The organism is Gordonia amicalis (assembly GCF_022059885.1).
GTDB lineage: Bacteria > Actinomycetota > Actinomycetes > Mycobacteriales > Mycobacteriaceae > Gordonia > Gordonia amicalis.
Genome location: NZ_CP091855.1, coordinates 3,042,553 through 3,066,893, shown reverse-complemented (window position 1 = coordinate 3,066,893; position 24,341 = coordinate 3,042,553). Strand labels below are relative to the sequence as shown.

The following is a 24,341-nucleotide window of genomic DNA, read 5'->3' as shown; positions in this document are numbered from 1 at the left end:
TCGTGGCAACGGGTTTGAAGCCCGTCCAGTGTTTCGTTGGCACGCACAAGGGCCGTGTCAGTTCTTTCCGGTGAAAGATAAGTGCGAGGACCGGACGCGCCGTCGAGGGTGTCAATCGGCCAAGGTGAGCGGCGGGCGTCTGCCCAGTCCCGTCGGCCGCGTCAGGGATGCGGTGGGCGAATCGCCGGTAGGCGTTCGCGTGTCGATCGCTAGAGGCGCACACCGCCAGGTGTGATTCATATATCGTTTTGTCACTGGTAACTAAATGTCAAGCCGCACAACATAATTCGTTGATATTCTACCTCATGCCAAGTCGAGTACTGCCAACTTTATCTGCGCATCACCTGTCCCAGTCCTCCGACTACGGAACCTCCAGCAACAGCGCCAACTGATTCCGGTACGCCAGCGCCAGTTCACGCGCGACCGAACGGCACGTCAAACCCGGCGTCGTCAGCGCACAGCGAGCTCTCGAGACCGCCTACTTCGGCTCGGACGGGAAGACGCCTAGCCCCCATCGCCTTCAGCGTTTCCTGAAGAGCAGCCATCGCTGGTGAACGGAGCGCACCACGGATCGCCCAAGACCGGTGACCGGAATCCTCCCTGCTGCACTACGACGAAGCCGGCGCCTCGGCCAGGGAGCCTGCCACCACCAGGCGATGACATACGCTCGTGGTCAGGTTGCACCGGAGTTGCCACTCGCCACGCGTCCGCCGTCAGCGGTGCTGAACCGTCCGATACCGGATGACCTGTAGTGGCTCCATCGTCAGCACGACCCGGCCATCGGCGTCGACGAGCTGTCCAGCGCAGCGCAGATCTGCGCGGTCTGTGGTCGGTGCGTCACCGCGGAAACGCGGAGAAACTCCGAGGATCGTGATGCTGGCCGTGTGAATGACGTCCGGGCGAAGCGGATTGGGCAGACGCATGCGTTCGATGCCCTTGCCGGCCACCAGGGCCAGCCGAGGAACGAACATGCGCGAAGCCAGACCGGAGTAGAGCGCCAGAGAATGCGCCGCGCTTCCGATGATGCCGCCGAACGGCCCGTTCGCCGCCACTTCCCGGCTGACATGAATCGGCAGCGGATCGTACTGGCTCGCGAAGTCGATGATCTCGACTTCGGTCACGCTCGCCGTGCCCAACTCGAAGACCTCCCCCGCTGACAGGTCCTCGGCATACAGCCTGGTCATCTCGCCTGAGGCGTGAGGGTCCGACAGTCCCGACCCGGGCGACGCTGGAGTCATAAATCTAAAGTAGCTAGATTACGAGGGGTCAGCAAACCGGGCGGAGTCCAACCGGGCCGGGCTGATCTGACGCACTGTCCACGACCGACAGTTCCGACTCAGGTCGCGGCGGGATAGGTGACCTGATTCTGCGGGCCGACGACCGCGCCGGCACTCAGATGCGCGGCATCGACATGGCCGGCGCCGAGAATGTGCCACACGTCCTCGCCGCGGGCGAGCAGATGGTCGGCGATGATCCGCCGGTGACACCGCCACCACACCGCCTCCGAGCACATCAGCGCCACGCGCGAGTCCTGCCCCCTCCCGCGCAGTCCGGTGAGTGCATCTGCGAACTCGTCGGACAATGCATGGTCGGCATAGTTGTGGAAGCTGCGGTTCTCCCACCACCCGTTGACATCGACCGGCACGTCCTGACTCACCGGACGCCGCCCGGTGAGTCCTTCAGCGTGCCAATACCCGATCCCCGATTCGTCCAGGCTCCCCGTGAGCGCGTCCTGGTCGAATTGCGGGTATCGAGTCGAGCCGGGGAGCCTCCGGACGTCGGCAACCACCTGAATGCTGCTCGCGGCGAGCAGATCGATGAACTCGGCAAGGGTCCGAGTGGAGTGACCGATGGTGAAGAACGGCTCGCTCCGGATCGTCTGCGCTGATCGCCCACTTCGCGGCATCTCCCCATCGTAGGTAGACGACCACAACCCGGCGCGGGACATTCACCTGTCCGTGAGACACATTCTCCGAATTGTCCCGATCCGCCCATATGGCGACGCTCCACCTGATCCAATGACTGGCAGCTACATCGTCGGCAGTGTCTGAGAGGTCGGAATGGCGCATCACTACCCGGAACTGGCGGAGCGCGTCACCCGGCAGGCCGACGAGTTACCCGAGCTGTACGGCGATTTCGATTTCGCCGTCACCCCGGAGCGTTTCACCACCGATCCGGGTGTGAAGTCAGCCCTGCTGACTCGGTTGGGCGATCGCTCCAGGTACCTGAACGATCCGCGCCTCCTGGAGTTGGTGCACACCTCGACATTTCTGGCCGACGTCCCCGCGGACCGAGTGGCAGCACTGGCCACGCGGTATCCGGTCGCCGAGCTGGTGAGCTTGGTTCGCCGCGTGTGCCGCGAGGGCGCGGAGAACGTCCCCGAGGCTCCACCCGAGATCGCCGAGCTCATCGCGGTGATGCAGGAGAAACCCGATTGGATCAACTTCGATCTCGTCGAGGACGGCGCCACGTACTCGCGCCTGTATGCCGCGCTCGTCTCCCCCTTCATGACTCGGGGCGCGTTCCTCGCGACGTTCACCAACAGCTATGCGGCACTGCCGATGACGATCACCGGAGCACTGTCGGGCACCCGTGCCGCGCATCGTGTCAACGAGACCACGGCCTACTTTGCGGTGACGGCACTACCCGGCGGTCTCGAACGCTTCAGCGCGGGCTTCGAAGCCACCGTCATGGTGCGACTCATGCACTCGATGGTCCGGTTCAACGCCCTGCAACGAACCGGCCGCGGCCACAACAGCAAGAAGCGGACCTGGGACACCAGGATCTACGGGTTGCCGGTCCCGCAGATCGATCAGTTCCCGGCCGGAATGATCGGTCCATACCAGAAGGCGGACAAGGCAGTGCGGGCCAACCGCGAACTCCCCTACGACGAGCGGGCGATGGTCGAGTTCCACCGCTACCGCGGCTACCTGCTCGGACTTCCTGAAGAACTGCTACCCGGATCTCCGCGGGAGATCGTCGATCTGTTCAACGCGCGCGCCGCGACGCTGCGACACGGCTACGACGACGAATGCCGCAAACTCGTCACGTCCACGATGAATGCCTACCTGCGCCCGTCCGGGAGCACCTTCGACCGCGCCGCCGATGCCGTCGAAAAGAGTTACAGCAAACTGGCATTCGCTGCCGCCTTCTGCGAGGGCAATCTGAAGAAGGCAGCCGACATGGGCGTCGACCTCTCGGTCAACGACTTTGCCCGCGCCGCCGTGACAGCGCCCTTGCTGACCGGTCGGTTCGCCGCCGTCCGCATCGCGGGCAAGGTCCCCGTGCTACAGGATGTCGCCGATCAGTACATCACCGCCTTGGTGAAACGACGCCTCGACGATTACGGAATCCCGGCGTACACAACCGATTCCCGCGAATACGCGCACTGACGACGCCCACACGCGCGTCGAACGGCAGCTCGTGCTCCCGCTGCCGCGGGCGAGTCAGTTGAGCTTCCTGGCCCGTGGAGCCGCATCTGTAAGGGAGGCCGCCGGGACGACCGCGCCTCGGATCACTCGGAGTGCACGGCTCTTCCCGCGACCAGGCGTTTCCATCCGGCGTTGGACGACGTCCATGCCGAGGGTGAACACGGTCAGGCCAATGGGGGCGAACAGTCCCACGATGAGTCCGGCCATGTCTCATACCTTTCGTTCTTCCGACACGTGAAGCGCGAGGGTTACATAACCATCCGGCTCGGCGGGTAAACATCGCCGCGGTCGGAGCCGTCGGGAATGAGTCACCGAGGATCGATCCGGAACACTCCACATCGTCCGGCGACAGCAGCGAAGGCGTCCGGCGTGACATCGGTGACCACGCCGGCGTCCTTCATCATTTTCGGGCCGTCGCTGCCCGCAAGCTCGGGCCAGGCACGGAGCACCGGAACCGCCTGGTCCGCGGGCAACTCGGTAAGTCGGACGTCGGTCACGTCTCCGCGAATCGACAACTGCGCGAGTCCATCGGCTGCGCGGACGTTGCGCGCCCAGTCGGCGCCGGGAAATCCCTCGAGGAGGTAACGCTCTCCATCCAGAGTGATCACGGTCAGCGGAGTGCGCCGCGTCTTTCGACTCTTTCGGCCGGTCACGATCAGGACCGGCAACTCCTTCATCGCACCGAAGCGCTGCATGAACAGGAACATTTTGTTCATCGGCTTGAGCCAGCGGGGCGCGGGGGTTCGCCGTGACGTGGGCATGATCGATCCTTCCGACACCTTACTTCGTACACCGTATCGGGTTCATCCCGCGTAAACCGCCTTATCTCGCTCCGCTCCCGGCGACGGGTTCGCCCACACCACCAGCGGCACGATCAGCGTTGTACGTCGATCACCAGTCGCGTCGGATTGGTCAGCACGTCGACGCTGAACGGCCTCGCGGGTTCGGATACGCCGATGAAAGACTGTGTGACACCTTCGAATACGAGCGCGCTCCGCACCTCCACCACCGAGCCGCCGGGTTGCGCGCGAACCGGATCAGGACCGTCATAGGGTTCGACGCCGCTGTCGAACGGGTACGCCGACCCCGTGATCCGAACTTCCAGGATCGCGTTGCCCGCGACGTCGACCGGGAATCCACTGCCGTCCTGGACAGCCTCGTCGACGTAGGACACCCGCCAGCCAGGCAGACCCGTACCACCGAGCTCGTAGACGACTCGATCGAATCCGTCGTGCGTCCCGATACGGATATCGGTAACGGTGAGTCGCGCACCCTCACTCGCGGGCGCGCTCTTCGGACCGGCATCCCCACCCTCAGTGGTGATCTCGGAGTTCGCCGGACTCGTCTCCATCGGAGGCGTTGACGTCACCGTCTCGGTGACAGTCGCCGCGACGCCGCCTTCACCGTCCGTCGTCGAGCAACCCGCCACCACCAAAGCAACGATGGTCGCGACGACCGAGGACCATATCCGGATCATGAGCGACCAGCGTACCGGCGGATCAGGGCCAGAAGATGGTGCCATTCAGGAAGTCCTGGGCGAAACGACCACCGCTGCGATATTCGCCGCCGAGGGGGACGCCGTAGTAGCCCTTTGCGCCGCCGTGTGCACGCCACTTCTGCAGGATTCCACCCCACACGATCTGGGCGCCGCCGGCCTTGGACCACGTCACGACACCCCCCTGGAAGTCGTTGCTCCGCCCGCTTCCCGACTTGTACTCGTTGGTGACGGGGAATCCGAGCGCACCGCGCTCGGCTCCGACCTTCTGCCAGCGGGTCCGGATGGCGCCGCCGACCTGGTGTGCCGTGCCGCCGTCGACCGCAGGATGCCAATAGAACGACGCGTCGCGAGCGAACGTCTGGTAGCGGCCGCGCTTGGCAGAAGCACGTTCGGGCCCGGTCGGTACACCCCACTTCCAGAACCCGCCACTCTGTGCGTAGGCCTCTTCGATCTTCCCTCCGACCAGGATTCCGTTGATCACCCGATCGGCCTGCGCGCTCGGCGCCAGAACGACGAGGGACATCACAGTCGCCAGGATCGCCAGGCCCAGCGACGCGAACCGAGGCCGGGTGCGACCGGCGGCTGATCGGCTGACACGGGAGGTGTACTGAAGGGAAGAGGAAAGACCGGGCATGCGCGTGATCATACGGACACACCGCGCATATCGTTAGGTCAGCTCACAACGCCCGTCCCTAACCTGTCGGTTGCGGGAGGGCACGACGATAACAGAGCATGCGCTCTGTTATCGTCGTGCCATGCCGCGGCCCAGAACGCACGATCTCGAGCGGTTGCTCGATGCTGCCGAAACGCTGGCGGTCGAATCCGGCGCTGCAGCAGTGACGGTGCGGGCCCTCTCAGATCTGACGTCGGTCTCCAACGGCGCGATCTATCACGCGTTCGGGTCCCGCGCGGGGCTCGTCGGGCGGGTGTGGCTTCGCGCTGCGCGGCGCTTCCTGGGTACGCAAGGCGCTGCGGTGGATGCCATCCTGGCCGGCGGCGAGGGTCATGGTCATACCACCGCGGTGGAAGCCGTGGTCGCAGCGGCTGACGCGCCGGCCCGCTTCACGCTCGACCACCCGACGTCCGGGCGGTTCCTGCTCACGGTGAACCGCCACGAACTCCTCGGGTCGGGTGAACTACCCGACGACCTGGCCGATGAACTCCGCAACCTCGACCAGGACCTCGTCGACCTGTTCGTGAAGCTGTCGCAAGCGGTCTGGGGACGAACCGACCGCCAGACGGTGGAGATCATCAGGGATTGCGTGGTCGAACTCCCGACCGCGCTTCTTCTTCGCGGTCGACGCACGGCGGATGCGGCCGTGCGCGAGCGCCTCGCAACCGCCGTCCGTGCCGTGCTGACACTCGATCCTCCCGGATCCGACTCATCGTCAACTGCCTCAACGTCTCTCGACAGATAGGAAAACCTCCGATGGCTACAACCCTCGACTTTCATGACGACATCGCCGTGCTCACTCTCGGTGAGGACGAGAACCGCTTCTCCCCTGCGGTTCTCGAGTCCATCGACGAACACCTCGACAGAGCCGAGTCCGCAGCCCGCGGCCTGGTCACCGTCGGCTCGGGCAAGTTCTATTCCAACGGACTCGATCTCGAGTGGCTTCTCGCCAACGGCGACAAGGCTGACGCGTATGTCGAACAGGTGCAGGAACTCTTCGTCCGGATCCTGACCTTCCCGCTGCCGACGGTCGCCGGTGTGAACGGTCACGCGTTCGGCGCAGGGGCGATGTTCGCACTCGCTCACGACTATCGGCTGATGCGCGAGGACCGCGGCTACTACTGCTTCCCCGAGATCGACATCAACATTCCGTTCACGGCGGGCATGGCCGCCCTCATCCAGGCCAAGGTGACACCACAGACCGCAGTCACCGCCATGACCACCGGACACCGGTATGCCGGACCGGAAGCTGTCGCAGCCGGTCTCGTCGACGCCGTCGCCGATGAGAACGACATCGTCTCCGGCGCGCTCGATCGACTCAAGCCGCTCGTCGGCAAGGACTCGAGCACCCTCGGTGCGATCAAGTCCACCATGTTCCGTTCCGTCACCGAAGCACTGCGCCAAGGCCGTACCCGCTGACCCCAGCGGACTTCCTGTGCCTCACAGCGTCCTGTGGACGCGTAGGTCAGTCGGGGGACGTTTCGCGCGTTTTGCGTCGATTTTGAAGAACGCCGTCTAGCTTTGGTTCCGACCTGAGCGGCGGAGGCCAGATGAGCGACCAGACATCCCAGGACGATACGAACGAGGTGTCCGTCGAGTTCGGCTACACACCGGAGCTGAAACGGACCCTCGGCTCATTCCAGGTGTTCGCCGTGTCCTTCGCGTTCATCTCGGTCGCGGTCGGCATCTTCGGCACCTACGGCATGTTGCTGAACAATGCGGGCCCAGTGGGCATCTGGACCTGGCTGATCGCGCTGGCGGGACAGATGCTGGTGGCATTGGTGATCGCCCAGTTCGCCGCCCGCATCCCGCTCAGCGGATCGTCGTACCAGTGGGCGTCCCGACTCGCCAACCCACGCGTGGGTTGGATCTTCGGTTGGCTGACCTTCTGTTACCTCATCGTCGGACTGATGGCGATCGACTTCGCGATGGCCAGCCAGTGCTTGATGCCGCTGTTCAACATCTCTCCCGACGAGCACACCGCCCGCGTCCTCACCGTCGTGATCCTGCTGGTTCAGGCGACGCTGGCGATCGCATCGACTCGACTCGTCGGGCTGATCAACTCGCTGGCAGTGGGCGTCGAGGTCACGATCGTGGTGGTACTCGTGATCGCCCTGTTGGTGGCGGTCGCGGTGACCGGGGACGGTTCGGCCGGCAATCTCGGATCGCGCGGCGTCGCATCGGATTCAGCTGATTACTTCGCCTTCGGCGGCGGATTGATGGCGGTGATGATCGTCGGACTGGCAACTCTGGTGGGTTTCGACTCGGCAGCCAACATGGCCGAGGAAGCCAAGGATCCGCACCGGACCGTGCCCCGGGCCATCGTCGGTTCGGTCGCAGCGGCCGGCATCCTGGGGATGCTGTTCCTCATCGGGCTGACAGTGGCGATCGACGACATCGACAAGGTGACCGCCTCGGAGTCGCCGGTGGCGACCATCATGCGAGACCAGTTCGGGGCACCGATGGAGCGAATCCTGTTGGTGGTGATCGCGATCGCCTTCTTCGACGGCGGACTGGTGTCGATGACGTCATGCGCGCGCATGGTGTTCGCGATGGCGCGCGACGGGCGGTTCCCGGCGCATCAGCTCATGCGACGGGTCAACAAGCGATCCCAGACCCCGATCGCGGCCACCGTGCTCCCGCTGGTGATCGGGATCGTCGTGATGATCGTGCTGCCGGGCGACGCGCTGATCGAACTCATCACCGCGGGCACTCTTTTCCCCGCGATCACCTACGGACTCGTCGTCATTCTGTATCTGGCCGTCCGTAAACGCCTGGACCGTAAGCGCGGCGCCTTCGACCTCGGCCGGTTCGAGTTGCCGGTGGCCGTCGCCGCGCTGGTGTGGTCGGTCTGCGCCGTCGTCATCCTGCTCTCCCCCATCGACGCGACCGTCCCCATGATCATCGTCGGCGGGTTGATCCTCGTCGGTGGACTCTATTTCGGTTTCCTGCTGGTGTTCCGGCGAGAGGTCCTCGACAGCGAGCCCGGACAGGACGTGTTCTCCGACACCGACCGTCGCACCGACCCGGACCCGCAGGACGCCGGCGTCTGATCAGCCGGACCGGCCGCCGTGGACTAGTCGTAGACAACGTCACGACCTTCCCGGCGCAGCACCTCCAACCCCTCGCGAAATCGTTGCAGGAACTCGGGCGAATGGGGTGTCCAGTCGGTCATCTCCCCGACGACCCGGACGGGCCGGTCGCTGCGAAACGAGTGCGTCGGGTTGCCCGGGAACTTCTTGTCGGTGACGTTCGGGTCATCTTCCACCGGGCCTTCGGGCTCGACGACGTAGACCCGGCACGGACCGTCCCCCTGCGCCATCTCGGCGGCAAGCACCGCTCCGTCGAGCACTTTCGTCATGTAGACGTAGTTCGCTGTGTGTTCAGGTCGGTAGTTCGACCGGTGACCTGGCACCAGGTGGTCCCCGACCTTCAGGTCGGCCTTGGTGCCGTGAAACCAGACGCCCGATTCGTGCACCGTGAATCGTTCGGGTGTATCTGCCATCTCCGCCAATGCGAATCCTTCCGTCCGTGACAGTTGCCGAGCAATTGTGCACGCTCGCCGGGGCCTTGCCGCAAGCCCCGTTCCTGGCGTTATTCTGAAAGTGGAAAGAGACGCGTCCGTCGTCTCCGGTCACAATTCCCCACCCCGAAATCACCGCCGGCGTGTTTGAATTCGGCGTGCGCGTATGTCATCTGATCTCAACAGCCACTGTGGCTCTCGTCGTCATCGGGACCGCCGGATGCTCCGCCGGGTCCGATGAGCCGGCTCCACAGTCGTCGTCGGTGAGCGCGACAACTCACGCGCCCACGGCAGCACCACCTGTCCCCCAGAGCTCAGATGGAATCGACATCGAGCGAATCGAGTACCTCGGTCCCGCCGACGCCGACCCTGCCGAGAACTGGGCAAACCTGTACCTACCTGCCGGGGACCACGAGGACGGATCCGTCCCGCTGGTCACCATCGTTCACGGCGGCGGTTGGGAGAGTCGCGCCGGCGCAGAGCAGTTCGACGAGATGGCCCGCGACCTCGCCGGCCGCGGACTGGCCGTCTACAACGTCGAGTATCGCCGGGTCGGCACCGGTGGCGGCTGGCCGACGACCTTCCACGACGTGGCCCGAGCACTCGACCACGTGCCCACGATGGCCGAGACCCATCCGCAGCTCAGCATCGACGACGAGCTGGTGATAGGCCACAGTGCCGGTGCACAATTGGCGGTCTGGGTCGGCACCCGACACCGGCTCGAGGATGACGAAGTGGGCTCTCGCCCAGCGTTTGTCCCGTCCCGGGTGGTGTCCATCTCAGGTCCCTTGGACATGCGCTATGCCGTGAACCACGGCAACGGCCGGGTCATCAAGCAGATCCTCGGCGGCACACCGGAACAGGTGCCTGGTCGCTATGCCTCGGTGGACCCGATCCAGAACCTCGACCCACAACTGCCGGTGATCCTCTTCCACGGTCTCGCCGACGACGACGTGAATCCGGACAACTCGCGGCACTACACCGCCGCCGTCCGAGCGGCGGGCGGCACCGCGGAACTGCACCTGGTCGACGGCGAAACACACACCTCGCTGGTGCATCGCCAGTCCCCCGCCTACCAGCAGATCATCGAGCGACTGACCGCCGTGGCCAGAGCAGAACTCGAGAAGTTGCGAGACGAGTGACCAGACGCTCGTGACCGATCCACGGTGTAGTCGATTCCTGCCGGTGTCCGCGCTACATCGTTGCAGCCGAATCGATGTGGCCTTCGAATCCGAAGCGCTCTGACAGGGAACGATACTGCTCAACGAGGTCCGGATAGGAGGGGTCAGCGCGCGCTCGGGCCAACAGGGCGCGCACGTGTGCCGCTGTTGCCCGCGCTGTCATCCAGTCGCCGGTGTTCGGAACGCCCAGTAATCGGTCGAGCGACCTCTTAGCCTCGACGAGGTCGACTTCGTCCCCGCGGTCCACCAGAACCTCCGCCAGAATCCCGGAAGCCGGCATCGCGTAGCCACAAGAGGACGATCCCCACCGCATACTCCGCGAACATCAAGGCGTTGTCATCGGCAACCCGCTCCGATGTCCGCAGCACCTCTTCACCGATGTGGAGGGCACGATCATCGGCGCGAAGAACTACGAACTGTATCGCCGCTGCAACGGTCCAGACGAAAACGAGGGCGAAATGCTGGGGATTGTTGTCACGCGCCAACTCGATGGCAACATCGAGGTCTTGTCGCCAACCTGAACGGCCCTTGACCCACCCGACCAGACCTCGGAAGGCAGTCGCGGTCGCCAACGGCGATCCGAGTCCGAAACCTACGCCTTTGGCCGGATCACCGGCAGCAAGATCGATGATCACTTCCGCCCAGCGCGTCACCTCGTCGAGCTCTCCCGCTTCCAGTCTGCGCGTCGTCGACACTTCCGTGATGCCGACTCTGCCGTCGGGGCACACGAACGCGCCGACGATGATGCTCGCGCACCGAGGCGCCGAGATCCTCTCCCGGGGCGCGTAGTGTCTACACGGCTGATGTTTGGACTCTCCGACGTCCCGGGTACGCCCGTCGGGTGCGTAGCAACTCACCGGTGAACACACACCACGACACGAGTACCTCGCTCGCTCTGCCGGGAGTCGTCCTCGGCATCGGTCTCGGTGGATTCGTCGACGGCATCCTGCTCCACCAGATATTGCAGTGGCATCACATGCTGACGAGCACCGACGACGACCGCGTCGGCGTCGCCTACTACCCTGCCGATACGGTCCACGGACTGGAGATCAACACGCTCTGGGACGGACTGTTCCACACTTTCACCTGGCTGGCCGTGCTGATCGGCTTGGCCCTGCTGTATTCGCGTGTCACCCGTGCACGACAGCGGTTGTGGACTTCACGATCACTGTGGGGCTGGGTCCTGGTCGGATGGGGACTGTTCAACCTCGTCGAAGGAATCATCGATCACCACATCCTGGCAATCCACCATGTCCGGAGCGGTGACCACCAAACCCTCTGGGACATCGGCTTTCTGATCTTCGGTGCAGTCCTCGTAGCCATCGGATGGGCCCTACAGCGGACCGCAACACCACTCACGGCGCCCCCGCGGACAGAGCAGCGCAACCCGACGTCGTGAACACTGCTCATGAAGCGGGTTCCGGTGTCATCTCCGCCGGTGTCCTGCCGGCGATCGGTGCACTAGCTCTGCCGGCGATCGTCTACCTCATCGCCGCCCAGCGATGTCATCGACAGCCGCGCGGATGGAACCACTGGCGCACCGCGAGTTTCATCGTCGGACTGGTCATCCTGGGTATGGCACTGCGTCCGAGCACATCCGACTCGTTCCAGGATCACATGCTCGGCCACCTGCTGCTGGGCATGTTTGCACCGCTGGCCCTCGTTCTCGGCGCACCGATGACTCTGGCACTGCGGACCACTCCGGCCTCGGTGGCCAAACCACTTGTGCATCTGTTGCGTTCGCGACCCGCGCGGATCGCCACTCATCCCGCGGTACTCTTCATCGCGACGGTGGGCGGCCTCGCGGCACTCTACTTCACCCCGCTGTTCACGCTCACCGAACGCCACGGAGCCCTCCACATGGTCGTTCACGCCCACTTCTTCGTGGCCGGCTATCTGTTCGCGTGGATGATCGCCGGTCCGGACCCCGGACCTGACCGTCCGTCGGTCCGCATGCGTCTGGTGGTCCTCGGCCTCGCCATCCTCGGCCACGCCGTCATCGCCCAGCTGCTGTACGCCGGATTGTTCGTCGCGGTCGATGCACCGCCCGACGAACTTCGGGCCGGTGGATCCCTCATGTACTACTGGGGTGACATCGCCGAGATCCTGTTGGCCCTGGCACTTCTGCTCACCTGGCGTCCGGACCACCGCGGATTCGGCGCTCGCTCGAGGGCACGAAACCACCCGAAGTCGTCGCCGCGGCGCGCAACCGACCTCCGGCCTCACCGACCGTCGCCGGCCGGCAACTCCGGTTCGGCGGGTCGAAAGGGCTGGACGATCTCGGTTCGCCAACCCGCCGGGTCGGTGGAGGGATCGCTGAAGTAGACCTCCCAGGGATCGCCGACCTTGCCGCCGTGTTCGTTCACCCACGTCTCGAGCGCCTTGTACGCCGGCTCCATCGCGTCGTAGGGCCCGACGTGGACGGTGACGGCGACCTGCCCGCCCGGTAGCTCAGAGGGCCCGACGTCGCCGACCGGATCGATCGGCGACGTCGTGGGAAACCCTGCCTCGATCTCGAATCGGCCACCCCCGAGCATGCGATAGCGAGCGAAGGGCGGCCCGGTGGGACCTGCCTGACGTTCCGACAGCACGCGATCGATGTCCCCGTAGCTCTTCTTCAGCCACGGCCCGATCTCCTCGACTGCGAGCGTGGACCTGACGACTGCTGTCACCTGGGCTATCCGGGACTCCTCATGTACCTCATAGTCCTGCATTCTCACAGGATCGCTCTGCGGAGCAACCGGTCACAGGGCCATTGGTCAACTGTTCGGGATTCGTTCGGTCCGTCGCGACCGCGCCGAGGTCGGCTTCCGCCGGATGGCGATGGCACACGCCGCTTCCTCATCGGCGTGGAACCCGCCGCCGTTCTCCGCCAGGGCAACTCGCGCGCCGTCCACCTGACGCCGGCCGTCGGGCCGTGGAGGCTCTCGGCTATCTAGTCGACTTCGAGCGGCAACGACTCGTCTGCACCCCATTCGTACATCGACGCGTCGTAGACCGCGACGTCGTCGCGGCCCAGGATGGCGAGCTCGAAGGCGAGCAAACTCGCGGCGAGGCCCCCGCCGCAGTAGGTGATGACCTTCTTGCCGGAATCCAGTGCGCCGATCTTCTCGTAGTCGGCGCGCACCTCGTCGAGCGGCCGGAGCAGTCCTGTCGCGTCGATGAGATCGGGATACGGAAGGTTGACACTTCCGGGGATGCGACCGGGCCGACCGTAGGTGTCGGTCTCTCCGCGGAAGGTCGCGGGATCGAGCGAATTGACCAGGAGAACACCGTCGTCGTCGATGGCTCGGAGCACTGTCTCCTTGTCGGCGTACAGCTCGTGTCGTCGCGACGCCTTGAAAGTGGCCACGGGATAGGACTCGACCCCTGGTCGGGTGGGTTGCCCAGCGAGCTGCCAGGCGGGCAACCCTCCGTCGAGGATGGAGACGCTGTCGAATCCTTCGAGATGAAGATTCCACCAGAGACGTGACGACCAGATGTTGCCTCCCTGGTCATAGATCACGACGTGGGAATCCGGACCGACGCCCAATGCGCCGAGGCGTTCGGCGAAGGTCTCGCTGTCGAGGGCCATGAACGGCACCGCCGCATCCGGGTCTGCGAGGTCCCGATCCAGATCGGCGTGCACCGCACCGGGGATATGCGCTCGCGCGTACAAAGCCGGGCCGAGAGAGGGCACGGGACGGCCGGAGCCATCGGGGTGTCCGCGCTCGGCCGTCGCGTCGAGAACCCGCACGTTCTCATCGTTGAGGTGCTCGGTGAGCCATGCGGCGTCGACGAGGAGAGGGTGGGTCGTCATCGGTTCGGCAATCCTTCTGAGTTGTCTTGTCCTGCGACTGCAGAGCAGCCCAGATCGTATGCGGCAAAGACACACTCCACAGCATTCAGATCGCTGGATCTCGGCGTTTCGATCACCGGAGATCGAACCCTTGACACCGCAGTGGGCCTCGGCGCGCGCACGGATTGCGTGATCCACGTCATACCGGTCCGTTCACTCGACATCGGTGCGCAGTCGCCGACCGCGCACTCCGTCGACATCGCATCGCGTCGCCGAAGAGCGGAGACCAGACGCCCATGACTGAGACCACGACCATCGGTGGCGGCACACCGTGTCGAGCAGTATGGGATCGTTCTGGGCCGGGATGACCGGCGGGCGTCCCGTGGCGGACAGTGCACGCACCGTCGTTCGGCCGGCGACGATCGGCCCCGACGGACCCACCGGGACGCTGCAGGACGAGAACGGCATACTCCCCTGGTGAAGGCGGGTTCGAGCGTCCGGCTGCGGGGTTACGCTGGGTCATGGTCTTCCAACGCGACGTCGCACCCGGAATCCATCGCCTCGAGCATGCGTACACCAACCAGTACCTCGTCGAGGACGACGACCGGCTCGTGATCGTCGACGCCGGACTGCCCCGCTCCTACGGGCCGCTCGTCGAGGCGGTCCACCACCTGGGCCATGACGTCGACGCGGTGTCGGCATTGATCATCACCCACGGACACTTCGATCATGTGGGCACCGCGCGACGCCTGGCCAAGCAGTTGCACATCCCCGTGTACGTCCACCGAGACGATGCGTGGCTCGCCGCCCATCCCTACCGGTACGCGCATCAGAACGCCACCCGGTTCGGGGTCCCACTGCGCAACCCGCCATCGTGGAAGTTGCTGAGCCGCATGGCATTTGCCGGAGCATTCACCGTTCGGGGAATCGACGCCGCGCATGTGTCCGTCTTCGACGACGACGCCGTGCTCCCGGGAGCGGCCGAGGTGGTGCCGACCCCGGGCCACACCTTCGGCCATGTGTCGCTGCACTACCCCGACCGCGACGCGGTCATCGCCGGTGACGCACTGGTCACCCTCGACCCCTACACCGCCGCGCAGGGCCCCCGCATGATCGCCGGCTCGGCGACCGCCGACCTCGAGCGAAACCGCGCCTCGCTCGACGCGCTGGCCGCCACCGGCGCGAAGTCCGTCCTACCCGGGCACGGTGTCCCGTGGCACCACGGTGTGGCGGCGGCCGTCGCGCGCGCACGCCACACCGACGGTTGACAGCGGGCGGCGTCACCACGGATCAGTCGAGGCGTTCATAGATCGTCGCGTTGGCGAGACCGCCTGCCTCACACATGGTCTGCAGCAGATAACGTCCACCACGCTGTTCCAGCGCGTTCAGTCCCGTGGTCGTCAAGCGTGCACCACTGGCACCCAGCGGATGACCGAGCGCGATGGCTCCGCCGTTGACGTTCACCTTGGCGAGGTCGACGCCGAGGTCGCGGGACCAGGCCAGGACGACCGGGGCGAAGGCCTCGTTGACCTCGAACAGGTCGATGTCAGCGAGATCGACCCCGCTGCGCGCGAGCACCTTACGGGTTGCCGGGATGATCGCGGTGAGCATCAGCAGCGGATCGTCCCCGGCGACCGCGATGGTGTGGATCCGTGCGCGCGGACGCAATCCGAGTTCGGCGGCCTTCTCCTCACTCATGACGAGAACGGCCGCCGAACCGTCGCTGATCTGGCTTGCACTGGCCGCGGTGATCCGCCAGTCGATCTCCGGGAATCGCCGGGCGATCACTTCGTCGTAGTAGGCGGGCCGCAGGCCGGCCAGTCCGTCGAGGGTGCTGCCCAGCCGGATTCCCTCGTCGGCGGTCAGACCGGAGATGGGCGCGAGCTCGTTGTCGAACAGTCCGTTCTTTGTCGCCCGGGCCGCCAGTTCGTGAGAACGCAGGGAGAATTCGTCGATCTCGGCACGAGAGATGTTCCATCGTGCGGCGATGAGTTCGGCGGAGATGCCCTGCCCGACCAGCCCGTCGGGATAACGCGTGTCGAACGCGATGCCGTTGAGGTCCGAGGCGCCGACCGCGGCCGAGCCCATGGGTACTCGTGACATCGATTCGACTCCTGCGGCCACGACCGCGTCGTAGGTCCCCGCGATGACGCCCTGGGCGGCGAACGCGATCGCCTGCTGTCCGCTGCCACACTGACGGTCGACCGACACGCCGGGCACCGACTCCGGGTAGCCCGCAGCCAGCAGGGCACGACGTGCGAGGTTGAGGCTCTGCTCGCCGACCTGGCTGACGACTCCGGTGATCACGTCGTCGATCTCGGCCGGATCGATCCCCGTGCGGTCGACGATGGCCCGGAAACTGTGCGCGAGAAGGTCGACGGGGTGAACGTCGTGCAAGCCGCCCGACGGCTTCCCCTTGCCGATCGGTGTGCGCACCGCGTCCACGATGACTGCCGTTGCCATGACTGCCCCTCCATCTGTGGGTTGGACCGTCCGCGGACGGTCCGAACGTGGCTGACTTTTGCCTGCCATAGTCAGAGGTCTACGCCCTGACTATAGTCTTGTCAAGTCAGGCTAGAATGGACGGATGATGAAGCTGGTGGGCCCGCTCGCGGAACGTGACCGGTGGGAGGCGACGCACTGTTCGATCGCCAAAGCGGTCGAACTCGTCGGCACGCGGTCGGCGATTCTCATCCTGCGCGAGGCCTTCTACGGCGCGACCCGGTTCGACCAGTTCGCCCGTCGCGTGGGGATCACCGACGCGGTCGCGTCCGCCCGGCTGAAAGAGCTGACCGAGGCCGGCATCTTCACCAAGGTCCCGTATCAGGAGCCCGGCCAGCGGGTCCGTTACGAATACCTGCTCACCGACATGGGGCGCGATCTGTTTCCGGTCGTGATGTCGCTGATGCAGTGGGGCAACGAGCATCTCCAGCCCGATGGCCCGCCGCTCACCGTCACCGACACGTCCCGGAACCCGATCCGGGTCGGCGTGGTGACCGGCGAGCAGGAGACCCTCGGCCCCGAGGATGTCGAGGTGAGGGTCACCCGCCGGTCGAGCTGAATCCGGCCCCCGTCGCCGTATTACCCGGCAGCCGTCCGACGCAGCTTGGTGTTGACGAATTCGCCCAGACCCCAACGTCCCAGTTCACGGCCGTAGCCGGAACGCTTGACCCCGCCGAACGGCAGACCCGGCAGCGTGGTGCCGTGTTCGTTGACGTAGGCCATCCCCACCTCGAGTCGGTCGGCGACCTGCTCGGCCTTCGAGATGTCGTTGCTCCACACCGAACCGCTGAGACCGAACTGCACGTCATTCGCCAGATCGACGGCCTCATCCGCCGAGGACACCTTGTAGACCATGGCCACCGGCCCGAAGATCTCCTCGGAGTAGGCGTCCATGTCCGGGGTGATGTCGGTCAGCACGGTCGGCTGGAAGAAGGCACCGTCGCGGTCGATCGGAGAGCCCCCGGTCCGCAGCGTTGCTCCTTGGTCGACAGCGGTCTTGACCTGTTCGGCGACGGTGTCTCGCGCGGAGATCGATGACAGCGGCCCCATCCGGGTCGACGAATCAGCCGGGTCCCCCACCTCCGTGGCCTCGAACTTCTCGACCAGCCCGCGCACGAAATCGTCGTAGAGCTCGTCGGTGACGATGAAGCGCTTGGGCGAGTTGCAGGCCTGCCCGGCGTTGGACAGCCGCGCCCGAGCGGCGATCGTGGTGGTGCGGTCCAGGTCTGCGGAGTCGAGGAGGATGAACGGGTCCGAACCGCCCAGCTCCAGGACCGACTTCTTGAGGTTCTCGGCGGCGACCTTGGCCACAGCCGCGCCGGCGCCCTCGCTGCCGGTCAACGAGACCCCACGGATGGCCGGATTCGCCAGCAGCTGGGCGACCTGCTCGCTGCTGGCGTACACATTCGCGTAGACATCCGGCGGCACCCCGGCGTCGTGCACGATCTCGGCCATCAGCGCCGATGATGCCGCGCAGATGGACGCGTGCTTGAGGATGATCGTGTTACCGGCCAGCAGGTTCGGCGCGGCGAACCGTGCCACCTGGTAGTAGGGGTAGTTCCACGGCATGACCCCGACGAGCGGTCCGATCGGCGCCGTCTGCACGATCGAGGACTGCGCACCCTGTGGATCGAGTTCCTCGCTGACCAGCAGATCCGGACCGTGCTCGGCATACCACCGGTAGATGTCGGCGGCGAGTTGGACCTCGCCGGCCGCCTCCTTCGCCGGCTTGCCCATCTCGGTCGTGATCGCCGAAGCCAGTTCCTCCGCACGCTTCTCGTAGAGGTCCGCAGTCCGGGACAGGATGTCGGCACGCTCCGCCACCTCGGTGCGCCGCCAGCTGTCGAACGCCTCGAGGGACCGCGCCGCGAGCCCGTCGATCTCGTTGTCGGCGAGTCCGGGAAACTCCTGCTCGGTCCCTCCTGTGGTGGGATTCGCGGTGACATAGGTGCTCACAGAGAGCCGTCCTTCCGATGTCGGTGGTTCTGATCGGCTGCGTTGATGAACCCACTCGATGGGGCACGGCCAGCCTCTCGGTCGGGTACCCGCGCGACCTCTGCGCAAACACGAGCCAGGAGCCCACTCCCGCCAGACTGACTCGTCCGTTCGGTCGAAAATCTGCGAACCACCCTGCAGCGACGCGCCGAGACCGGTCCGATACCTCGGCGGTTCGGCCGCGACTACGCCATCATTGAGCAAGTCATCGCCGGCGCGGAGCGGGGGGCACCCGTCGGAAGATCCCAAAGGGGGGAGCAGTGTCGAAATGGCCGAGAGCCGTGGCGCTCGCGTGCGCCGGCGTCATCGCCATGACCGGAAGCCTCGGCGTCGCGGAGCCTGTCGCAGCTGCGCCGCACGATACGAATGCTCATGAGGTCGCACGCGTCCTGTCGATTTCGCCGACAACCCCGACGCGGGCAACGGTGACGGTCTACTCTCCCGCGATGCAGCGACCCGTCCGGGTCAGCGTCCTCCTACCCTCGGATCGCGAGAAGCGTCGCCCGACCCTGTACCTCCTGGACGGGATCGACGGAGGCATCTACACCAACTACACGCAGAGCGGCTGGACATTCCAGACCGACATCGTGAAGTTCATGGCTGACAAACCGGTCAACGTCGTGATGCCCATCGGCGGCATGGCCGCGTACTACACGGACTGGCAGAAGACCGATCCTGTTCTGGGACGGAACAGGTGGGAGACATTCCTGACGAAGGAACTACCCCCACTGATCGACAAACGCTTCAATGGCAACGGCCGCAACGTCATCGGCGGGTTGTCGATGGGAGCGCTGGGCGCGATGTCGATCGCGGTTCGCCACCCCGACCTCTACCGCGGCGTCGTAGCGTTCAGTGGATGTCTCGACCAGGGTTCACCCGAGTACCGTCAGGCCACGGCCGCGTCGGTGTCCACCCGCGGCGGCAATCCCGACAATATGTGGGGTCCGTTGGGCCACTCGAGTTGGGATGACCACAACCCGGCCGCACACATCGAGGTACTGGACGGCAAGCCGATGTATGTCTCCGTCGGCAACGGACTGCCCGACCCGTCGCTCGGTATCGCAGGCCTCGCGTCCCCGGTGGGCGGCGTTCTCGAGGGCGTCGTTCTCCAGTGCACGCGGAGCTTCAAGCGCCGAGCCGACGCGGCCGGTGTGAAGGTCACCTACGATTTCAGGTCCGGGCTGCACTCGTGGGGCTACTGGAACCAGGATCTCCATCGTGCGTGGCCGACCATTGCCAAGGGACTCGGCGTCCGGCGCTGACGCCGCCTCGTCCCCGCGCGTGGGACGGGCACAGCGCGCCCGTCCCACGCGTAGGTCACCGACCTGCGGCGACGGCTGCGGCTCGCCGGGACTGGCTACGGACCGGGCGGTGCACGCCGGCCGGCGCCTCCCCGATGTCGAGCGTTCGACGAGCCACATCCAGGTGGTGGCGGGCGATGCCGAGCGCGGCGTGATAACCGACCCGGAACTCACTGTCGTCGGCGTCGGCAGCCCACCGGCCCTCGCGCTCGAGCCGGTCCACCAGCCCCTGGACGACGTCGAAGTCCCGGCGCAGACCCCCTGAGAGCACAGCTGCGCCGACGAACGCATCGGGACGGAGCGACTCGGTGGTGATCTCGTCGAGGACGCAGATGCGGGCGAACGTCATGCCCGCCCGGAACCCCCGAAGGAGTTCGGACTGCGGCCGCTCGACCGTCGCCAGGGTCGAGAAGCGGTCGTGGAGATAGGTGAGAACCTCTACGAGGCGCGTGTGCTGTGCCACGTCATCCAACATTCTTTCGTTTCCGAATGATCGAATTGTCTTCATTCGCGCGCTTTTTCTCCCGCCGCAACTTCAATTCTTGGCGACGCTTTTTCGAACTTGAATTTTTCTCTGCCATGATTCCTCGCTGACATGATTGATGAAAGTGGGTCTCGGACCCACTCACCTCCGTGACCATAGCCCAGAAAGAAAAAAAGTCCAGTCGCCGCCGACCACCCCTCGGCGCGCGGTCGACACTTTGCTGAATCTACTGCAGAACAGCGGATTTCAGTCACCACTCCGACGACGAACCCGAGCGAGCTGGCTTTTGCATTTTTTTCGGCTAGAGTCCGTGGGACCGGCCCGGAAGGCCGGTTTTTCAGCGAAAGGAAGAGTGGCCGTGAAAGCGGTTGTCATGGAATGCCGTATACGAGTATGCGGATCGACGGGGCGGCTCAGAGAATTCATCGACCAGGCGTCGTCACGGGCATTGAATGCTTTTCCGAATCCTGTGAAGCACTCACTCGTGGTGGAAGATTCCGACTCACTGCTCCTGCGTCGGCAGTGGCATCGGGAAAATGACGTCGACGACTTCGGGGTACCGGTGGGCAAGGACGTCTGCTTCGCGTTCGCGGACTCCTCGGGTCGGCTCACCGCGTCGAAGCTCGAGAGTCTGTCGCGGGACATCCTCGCCGATCTCGAGCTCGACCCGTGGGCCTCCGAGTTGCCGGCCGGTTCGTCGACGAGCGGGGCCGCCGAGTCCGTGCCCTGGATTCTCACACTGAGCACCGATGTGGACCGTGCCTCGCGAGAGGAGATCGCCGCACGACATCCGATGCTCGATCTACGCGCGAAACCCTTGATCACGACGTCCTGACCGTCACGTCGTGGACATTTCGTCACCGAAGCAGAGGAGTCAGCGATGACCACCGCCACACCTGTCCCGAACTCTCCCCTGACCCGAGAGCTTCTCGAGAACGAGCTGGCCGCGAGGTGCCGCGAACGAGCCTCCGTCAGCGCGGAGGTGCTCGAGCACCGTACCGCCGGAGATCTGGACAACAACGACGCCTACCACCGCGCACTGGCCCGACTCGACTCGCTCGACCGGCGGATCGCACAGCTGTACGCAGCGCTGTCCACCGCAGAGGTCGAGCCGTCTGCCGACGGGACCGTGCAGGTCGGCTCGATCGTCACCGTCGCCTTCGATCACGATCCGACCGACGTCACCACCTTCCTGGTGGGACCTCCGGAGCAGTACGCCCTGGTGCGCGTCGACGTCTGCTCGCCCGACTCACCACTCGGTCAGGCGGTCATGGGTGCCGACGTCGGCGACGTTCGCACCTACCGCCTCCCCAACGGAAAGGAGTGCACGGTCGCGGTGAAAGAGCACCGGATCGAGCTTCTCTGACGCAGCGTCGCGGTGGGCTCGCGGTCACGGCCGACGGGCGGCGTCCCGATGAGGGTCGTCGCAGGATCGGCCGAAGTCCCGGAGACCGGACTCCGGCCGCCTCCACTCCCGACGCGGAACTCCGCACCCGCGGCCGACGTCCTGGTGATCGGACGACCGGGTGCGCTGATGACCCGGTTGCGCCGGGTCCTCCGTGAACGAGGGCTGAGCACGGACGTCTTGGACGTCCGGTCCTCGGGCACGGGGTCCCGGGACGACGCCGGCGACGCGGAATCGATCCGGCGCATCCCGGTGGGTCTCAGATCGTGCGTCGCGCTGCTCGATCCCGCATCCCGGCCCCGGCGCGCGTGGTGGGACCGGCGAGGGCGCCGGCTCGAGAAGCAGCACGAGGACGCACTGATCGACGCGGTCCTGGACGCCGCGTCGAACAGCCGGAAGCTCGCGCTCCTGGTGATCGCGGAGGCCTCCACGTCGCACGAGACCGGCGTCGCCCGCGAACGGGCCCGACACGTCGCGCGCGCCGCCGACTACGAGTCGGCCATCAACGGCAACCCCCTGACCTCCGCTTTCTATCTCGTGACGAGTGCAGCGGACCGGTCATCCGGGGCATTTCCGGCAATCATCGACTGGGCTCAACGCCGACCGGATTTATAGATACTTCCTGTCGATCGATAGGCTGCAGGATGGCGGTGACCGATTTGGGGGTCCACCGCCTTTCCCAGAGGTATCGAAAAGGAAGTGGTGGCCACCGTGGCCGTGCTCGACGAGAAGATCAGCGATCTGTACGAACAGGTGGTTGCGCGCAACCCCGGAGAAGCCGAATTCCACCAGGCCGTTCGTGAGGTCTTCGACAGCCTCGGCCCCGTCCTGGCCAAGCACCCGCACTATGCCGATGCCGGAATCATCAAGCGTCTGACCGAACCCGAGCGGCAGATCATCTTCCGCGTGCCGTGGATCGACGACCGCAACCAGGTACAGGTCAACCGCGGCTTCCGCGTCGAGTTCAACTCGGCGCTCGGACCGTACAAGGGCGGGCTGCGCTTCCACCCGAGCGTCTACCTCGGTGTGGTGAAGTTCCTCGGCTTCGAGCAGATCTTCAAGAACGCACTGACCGGCCTGCCCATCGGTGGCGGCAAGGGCGGTTCCGACTTCGATCCCAAGGGCCGCTCGGACCACGAGATCATGCGGTTCTGCCAGTCCTTCATGACCGAGCTCTACCGCCACATCGGTGAGTACACCGACGTCCCCGCCGGCGACATCGGCGTCGGCGGTCGGGAGATCGGCTACCTGTTCGGCCAGTACAAGCGCATCACCAACCGGTACGAGTCCGGCGTCCTGACCGGGAAGGGACTCGCCTGGGGCGGGTCACAGGTGCGCACCGAGGCCACCGGCTATGGCGCGGTGTTCTTCGTCCGCGACATGCTCGCAGCAGTGGACGACAAACTCGACGGCAAGACGGTCGTCGTGTCGGGGTCGGGCAACGTCGCCATCTACGCCATCGAGAAGATCGAGCAGCTGGGCGGCCGTGTCGTCGCCTGCTCGGATTCGAGCGGCTACATCGTCGACGAGGCCGGCATCGACCTGGAGCTCCTCAAGGAGATCAAGAACGTCCAGCGGGGTCGCATCGGCGACTATGCGGACGCCCGCCCCTCAGCGCGACTCGTCACCACCGGCTCCCTGTGGAACGTGCCCACCGACATCGCCATCCCGTGCGCGACGCAGAACGAACTCAACGGTGCCGACGCCACCCAGCTGGTCAAGAACGGGGTCCGCATAGTCGCGGAGGGCGCCAACATGCCATGCACCCCGGAGGCCGTGCGCATCTTCGGCGAAGCCGGAGTCCGCTTCGCGCCCGGTAAGGCGGCGAACGCCGGCGGTGTGGCCACCAGCGCACTCGAGATGCAGCAGAACGCATCTCGCGACTCGTGGACGTTCGGCTACACCGAGGATCGTCTCTCCGAGATCATGACCTCCATCCACGATCACTGCCTGCACACCGCCGAGGAGTACGGCGCTCCCGGCAACTACGTGATGGGTGCGAACATCGCGGGCTTCACCCAGGTCGCCGATGCCATGCTGGCTCTCGGCCTGATCTGAGCCGCCACCCGCTCTGAATCCGTATGACGTTGTGCCCGGTTTCCGGGTACGACGTCATACGGCTTTCAGCGGACCCTTGACACCGCTCCGGCCCCGGCGCTTCAGTGTGCTCACTGACGGTTTGTCCGGCCGCAGCGATCGGCCTGTCCCCGAAAGATGCACTGTCCGAACAGCAATACCGAGCATTCTTGAGCGGTGGCGGGATCGGCGGCAGCCGTGACGCCGCGAGGATCATCGACGCCTGCCTGATCATCTTGACCAACACCACCGGTCGCCCGATGTTCGGCAACTCCGTTGTCGGAAGCTACGGCCTGTACGTGAACAAACAGGGCATGCTGCAGAGCCCCGCGAACGCGAGCGCGCCCACGCGACAGGTCAATTCGCTGATCGCTCCCGGCGGCTACGTCGGTACATGGCTGCGCAACAACGGGGCGATCGACACCCTGCTGGCGCTCTATCGGTCGGCCTACCCAGCCCCAACGGTCAAGTGCCCTACAGCGAGTAGGCGTCGT

The 24,341-nt window shown here is 65.4% G+C and carries 29 protein-coding genes and 1 pseudogene; 17 read left to right on the top strand and 13 right to left on the bottom strand.

Annotated features, from left to right (window positions below; genetic code table 11):
• Positions 1 to 713 precede the first annotated feature (713 nt).
• Both IHQ52_RS14055 and IHQ52_RS14050 read right to left on the bottom strand, forming a co-directional pair.
• Positions 714 to 1,121 carry a MaoC/PaaZ C-terminal domain-containing protein gene (locus IHQ52_RS14055; RefSeq protein ID WP_157753398.1) on the bottom strand — a complete coding sequence of 136 codons (408 nt, stop codon included), beginning with the start codon at positions 1,119 to 1,121 and terminating at the stop codon, positions 714 to 716.
• 215 nt (positions 1,122 to 1,336) lie between these two features.
• Positions 1,337 to 1,906, bottom strand: coding sequence for a DUF488 domain-containing protein (locus IHQ52_RS14050; protein ID WP_051349549.1), 570 nt, complete (start codon positions 1,904 to 1,906; stop codon positions 1,337 to 1,339).
• 154 nt (positions 1,907 to 2,060) lie between these two features.
• On the opposite strand from IHQ52_RS14050, the gene IHQ52_RS14045 reads away from it, so the two are divergent.
• The gene (locus tag IHQ52_RS14045) at positions 2,061 to 3,392 is read left to right on the top strand and encodes an oxygenase MpaB family protein (protein WP_024497548.1); all 1,332 of its coding nucleotides are present in this window, start codon (positions 2,061 to 2,063) and stop codon (positions 3,390 to 3,392) included.
• 54 nt (positions 3,393 to 3,446) lie between these two features.
• Here the strand turns inward: IHQ52_RS14045 and IHQ52_RS14040 are convergent, their stop codons facing one another.
• The 4 genes from IHQ52_RS14040 to IHQ52_RS14025 all read right to left on the bottom strand — a co-directional run bounded on the left by IHQ52_RS14040 (position 3,447) and on the right by IHQ52_RS14025 (position 5,563).
• A complete protein-coding gene (locus IHQ52_RS14040; protein ID WP_024497547.1) occupies positions 3,447 to 3,638 on the bottom strand; it encodes a hypothetical protein in 192 nt (63 codons plus the stop codon).
• Positions 3,639 to 3,739: 101 nt separating this feature from the next.
• The gene (locus IHQ52_RS14035) at positions 3,740 to 4,192 is read right to left on the bottom strand and encodes a nitroreductase/quinone reductase family protein (RefSeq protein WP_024497546.1); all 453 of its coding nucleotides are present in this window, start codon (positions 4,190 to 4,192) and stop codon (positions 3,740 to 3,742) included.
• Between the two features lie 113 nt (positions 4,193 to 4,305).
• The gene (locus IHQ52_RS14030; RefSeq protein ID WP_024497545.1) at positions 4,306 to 4,908 is read right to left on the bottom strand and encodes an AMIN-like domain-containing (lipo)protein; all 603 of its coding nucleotides are present in this window, start codon (positions 4,906 to 4,908) and stop codon (positions 4,306 to 4,308) included.
• Positions 4,909 to 4,930: 22 nt separating this feature from the next.
• Complete coding sequence (locus IHQ52_RS14025; RefSeq protein WP_024497544.1) at positions 4,931 to 5,563, bottom strand: LGFP repeat-containing protein; 633 nt, start codon at positions 5,561 to 5,563, stop codon at positions 4,931 to 4,933.
• A gap of 121 nt (positions 5,564 to 5,684) precedes the next feature.
• Between IHQ52_RS14025 and IHQ52_RS14020 the strand changes: the two genes are divergently transcribed.
• The 3 genes from IHQ52_RS14020 (at position 5,685) to IHQ52_RS14010 (ending at position 8,655) form a co-directional block, all read left to right on the top strand.
• Positions 5,685 to 6,347 carry a helix-turn-helix domain-containing protein gene (locus tag IHQ52_RS14020; RefSeq protein WP_024497543.1) on the top strand — a complete coding sequence of 221 codons (663 nt, stop codon included), beginning with the start codon at positions 5,685 to 5,687 and terminating at the stop codon, positions 6,345 to 6,347.
• 11 nt (positions 6,348 to 6,358) lie between these two features.
• Entirely contained in the window at positions 6,359 to 7,021 is a 663-nt protein-coding gene (locus tag IHQ52_RS14015) for an enoyl-CoA hydratase/isomerase family protein (protein WP_024497542.1), read from the top strand.
• A 131-nt stretch (positions 7,022 to 7,152) separates the two neighbouring features.
• The gene (locus IHQ52_RS14010; RefSeq protein WP_024497541.1) at positions 7,153 to 8,655 is read left to right on the top strand and encodes an APC family permease; all 1,503 of its coding nucleotides are present in this window, start codon (positions 7,153 to 7,155) and stop codon (positions 8,653 to 8,655) included.
• Between the two features lie 23 nt (positions 8,656 to 8,678).
• On the opposite strand, the gene arr is transcribed toward IHQ52_RS14010, so the two are convergent.
• On the bottom strand, positions 8,679 to 9,107 hold the full coding sequence (arr, locus tag IHQ52_RS14005) for an NAD(+)--rifampin ADP-ribosyltransferase (RefSeq protein ID WP_024497540.1): 429 nt from the start codon (positions 9,105 to 9,107) through the stop codon (positions 8,679 to 8,681).
• 281 nt (positions 9,108 to 9,388) lie between these two features.
• Between arr and IHQ52_RS14000 the strand changes: the two genes are divergently transcribed.
• A complete protein-coding gene (locus IHQ52_RS14000) occupies positions 9,389 to 10,267 on the top strand; it encodes an alpha/beta hydrolase (RefSeq protein WP_232512988.1) in 879 nt (292 codons plus the stop codon).
• A 248-nt stretch (positions 10,268 to 10,515) separates the two neighbouring features.
• Here the strand turns inward: IHQ52_RS14000 and IHQ52_RS13995 are convergent, their stop codons facing one another.
• Positions 10,516 to 11,034 (bottom strand): hypothetical protein, encoded by a 519-nt coding sequence (locus IHQ52_RS13995; protein WP_232513161.1) that lies wholly within the window; start codon positions 11,032 to 11,034, stop codon positions 10,516 to 10,518.
• Here IHQ52_RS13995 and IHQ52_RS23780 point away from each other — a divergent pair.
• The 3 genes from IHQ52_RS23780 (at position 11,009) to IHQ52_RS13985 (ending at position 12,631) form a co-directional block, all read left to right on the top strand.
• Entirely contained in the window at positions 11,009 to 11,095 is an 87-nt protein-coding gene (locus IHQ52_RS23780) for a hypothetical protein (protein WP_232513130.1), read from the top strand. The genes IHQ52_RS13995 and IHQ52_RS23780 overlap by 26 nt on opposite strands.
• Positions 11,096 to 11,165: 70 nt before the next feature.
• The gene (locus tag IHQ52_RS13990) at positions 11,166 to 11,705 is read left to right on the top strand and encodes a DUF2243 domain-containing protein (RefSeq protein ID WP_191834944.1); all 540 of its coding nucleotides are present in this window, start codon (positions 11,166 to 11,168) and stop codon (positions 11,703 to 11,705) included.
• The gene (locus tag IHQ52_RS13985; protein ID WP_024497536.1) at positions 11,702 to 12,631 is read left to right on the top strand and encodes a cytochrome c oxidase assembly protein; all 930 of its coding nucleotides are present in this window, start codon (positions 11,702 to 11,704) and stop codon (positions 12,629 to 12,631) included. Before IHQ52_RS13990 ends, IHQ52_RS13985 begins: the two co-directional genes overlap by 4 nt.
• On the opposite strand, the gene IHQ52_RS13980 is transcribed toward IHQ52_RS13985, so the two are convergent.
• Both IHQ52_RS13980 and IHQ52_RS13975 read right to left on the bottom strand, forming a co-directional pair.
• Entirely contained in the window at positions 12,529 to 13,020 is a 492-nt protein-coding gene (locus tag IHQ52_RS13980; RefSeq protein ID WP_024497535.1) for a GyrI-like domain-containing protein, read from the bottom strand. The two genes, IHQ52_RS13985 and IHQ52_RS13980, sit on opposite strands and share 103 nt — an antisense overlap.
• A gap of 221 nt (positions 13,021 to 13,241) precedes the next feature.
• On the bottom strand, positions 13,242 to 14,105 hold the full coding sequence (locus tag IHQ52_RS13975) for a sulfurtransferase (protein ID WP_024497534.1): 864 nt from the start codon (positions 14,103 to 14,105) through the stop codon (positions 13,242 to 13,244).
• Positions 14,106 to 14,415: 310 nt separating this feature from the next.
• On the opposite strand from IHQ52_RS13975, the gene IHQ52_RS13970 reads away from it, so the two are divergent.
• The gene (locus IHQ52_RS13970; protein WP_232512989.1) at positions 14,416 to 14,565 is read left to right on the top strand and encodes a hypothetical protein; all 150 of its coding nucleotides are present in this window, start codon (positions 14,416 to 14,418) and stop codon (positions 14,563 to 14,565) included.
• Between the two features lie 40 nt (positions 14,566 to 14,605).
• Positions 14,606 to 15,352 carry an MBL fold metallo-hydrolase gene (locus IHQ52_RS13965; RefSeq protein ID WP_024497533.1) on the top strand — a complete coding sequence of 249 codons (747 nt, stop codon included), beginning with the start codon at positions 14,606 to 14,608 and terminating at the stop codon, positions 15,350 to 15,352.
• 22 nt (positions 15,353 to 15,374) lie between these two features.
• On the opposite strand, the gene IHQ52_RS13960 is transcribed toward IHQ52_RS13965, so the two are convergent.
• Positions 15,375 to 16,547, bottom strand: coding sequence for an acetyl-CoA C-acyltransferase (locus IHQ52_RS13960; protein WP_024497532.1), 1,173 nt, complete (start codon positions 16,545 to 16,547; stop codon positions 15,375 to 15,377).
• Between the two features lie 124 nt (positions 16,548 to 16,671).
• Here IHQ52_RS13960 and IHQ52_RS13955 point away from each other — a divergent pair, with 124 nt between their 5' ends.
• Positions 16,672 to 17,145, top strand: coding sequence for a winged helix-turn-helix transcriptional regulator (locus tag IHQ52_RS13955; RefSeq protein ID WP_024497531.1), 474 nt, complete (start codon positions 16,672 to 16,674; stop codon positions 17,143 to 17,145).
• Between the two features lie 20 nt (positions 17,146 to 17,165).
• On the opposite strand, the gene IHQ52_RS13950 is transcribed toward IHQ52_RS13955, so the two are convergent.
• Positions 17,166 to 18,542 carry an NAD-dependent succinate-semialdehyde dehydrogenase gene (locus IHQ52_RS13950; RefSeq protein ID WP_024497530.1) on the bottom strand — a complete coding sequence of 459 codons (1,377 nt, stop codon included), beginning with the start codon at positions 18,540 to 18,542 and terminating at the stop codon, positions 17,166 to 17,168.
• 299 nt (positions 18,543 to 18,841) lie between these two features.
• Here IHQ52_RS13950 and IHQ52_RS13945 point away from each other — a divergent pair, with 299 nt between their 5' ends.
• Positions 18,842 to 19,843 carry an alpha/beta hydrolase gene (locus IHQ52_RS13945; protein WP_024497529.1) on the top strand — a complete coding sequence of 334 codons (1,002 nt, stop codon included), beginning with the start codon at positions 18,842 to 18,844 and terminating at the stop codon, positions 19,841 to 19,843.
• Between the two features lie 55 nt (positions 19,844 to 19,898).
• On the opposite strand, the gene IHQ52_RS13940 is transcribed toward IHQ52_RS13945, so the two are convergent.
• Positions 19,899 to 20,345 carry a hypothetical protein gene (locus tag IHQ52_RS13940; RefSeq protein WP_232512990.1) on the bottom strand — a complete coding sequence of 149 codons (447 nt, stop codon included), beginning with the start codon at positions 20,343 to 20,345 and terminating at the stop codon, positions 19,899 to 19,901.
• A gap of 508 nt (positions 20,346 to 20,853) precedes the next feature.
• Here IHQ52_RS13940 and IHQ52_RS13935 point away from each other — a divergent pair.
• The 5 genes and pseudogenes from IHQ52_RS13935 to IHQ52_RS13915 form a co-directional block, all read left to right on the top strand.
• The gene (locus IHQ52_RS13935) at positions 20,854 to 21,201 is read left to right on the top strand and encodes a hypothetical protein (protein WP_232512991.1); all 348 of its coding nucleotides are present in this window, start codon (positions 20,854 to 20,856) and stop codon (positions 21,199 to 21,201) included.
• Positions 21,202 to 21,246: 45 nt separating this feature from the next.
• Positions 21,247 to 21,732, top strand: coding sequence for a GreA/GreB family elongation factor (locus IHQ52_RS13930; protein ID WP_024497526.1), 486 nt, complete (start codon positions 21,247 to 21,249; stop codon positions 21,730 to 21,732).
• A 48-nt stretch (positions 21,733 to 21,780) separates the two neighbouring features.
• Positions 21,781 to 22,386 carry a hypothetical protein gene (locus IHQ52_RS13925; protein ID WP_024497525.1) on the top strand — a complete coding sequence of 202 codons (606 nt, stop codon included), beginning with the start codon at positions 21,781 to 21,783 and terminating at the stop codon, positions 22,384 to 22,386.
• Between the two features lie 84 nt (positions 22,387 to 22,470).
• Positions 22,471 to 23,829 carry an NADP-specific glutamate dehydrogenase gene (gdhA, locus tag IHQ52_RS13920; RefSeq protein WP_024497524.1) on the top strand — a complete coding sequence of 453 codons (1,359 nt, stop codon included), beginning with the start codon at positions 22,471 to 22,473 and terminating at the stop codon, positions 23,827 to 23,829.
• A gap of 128 nt (positions 23,830 to 23,957) precedes the next feature.
• Positions 23,958 to 24,315 (top strand): annotated as a pseudogene (locus IHQ52_RS13915) (hypothetical protein); the annotation flags it as partial.
• Positions 24,316 to 24,341 lie beyond the last annotated feature (26 nt).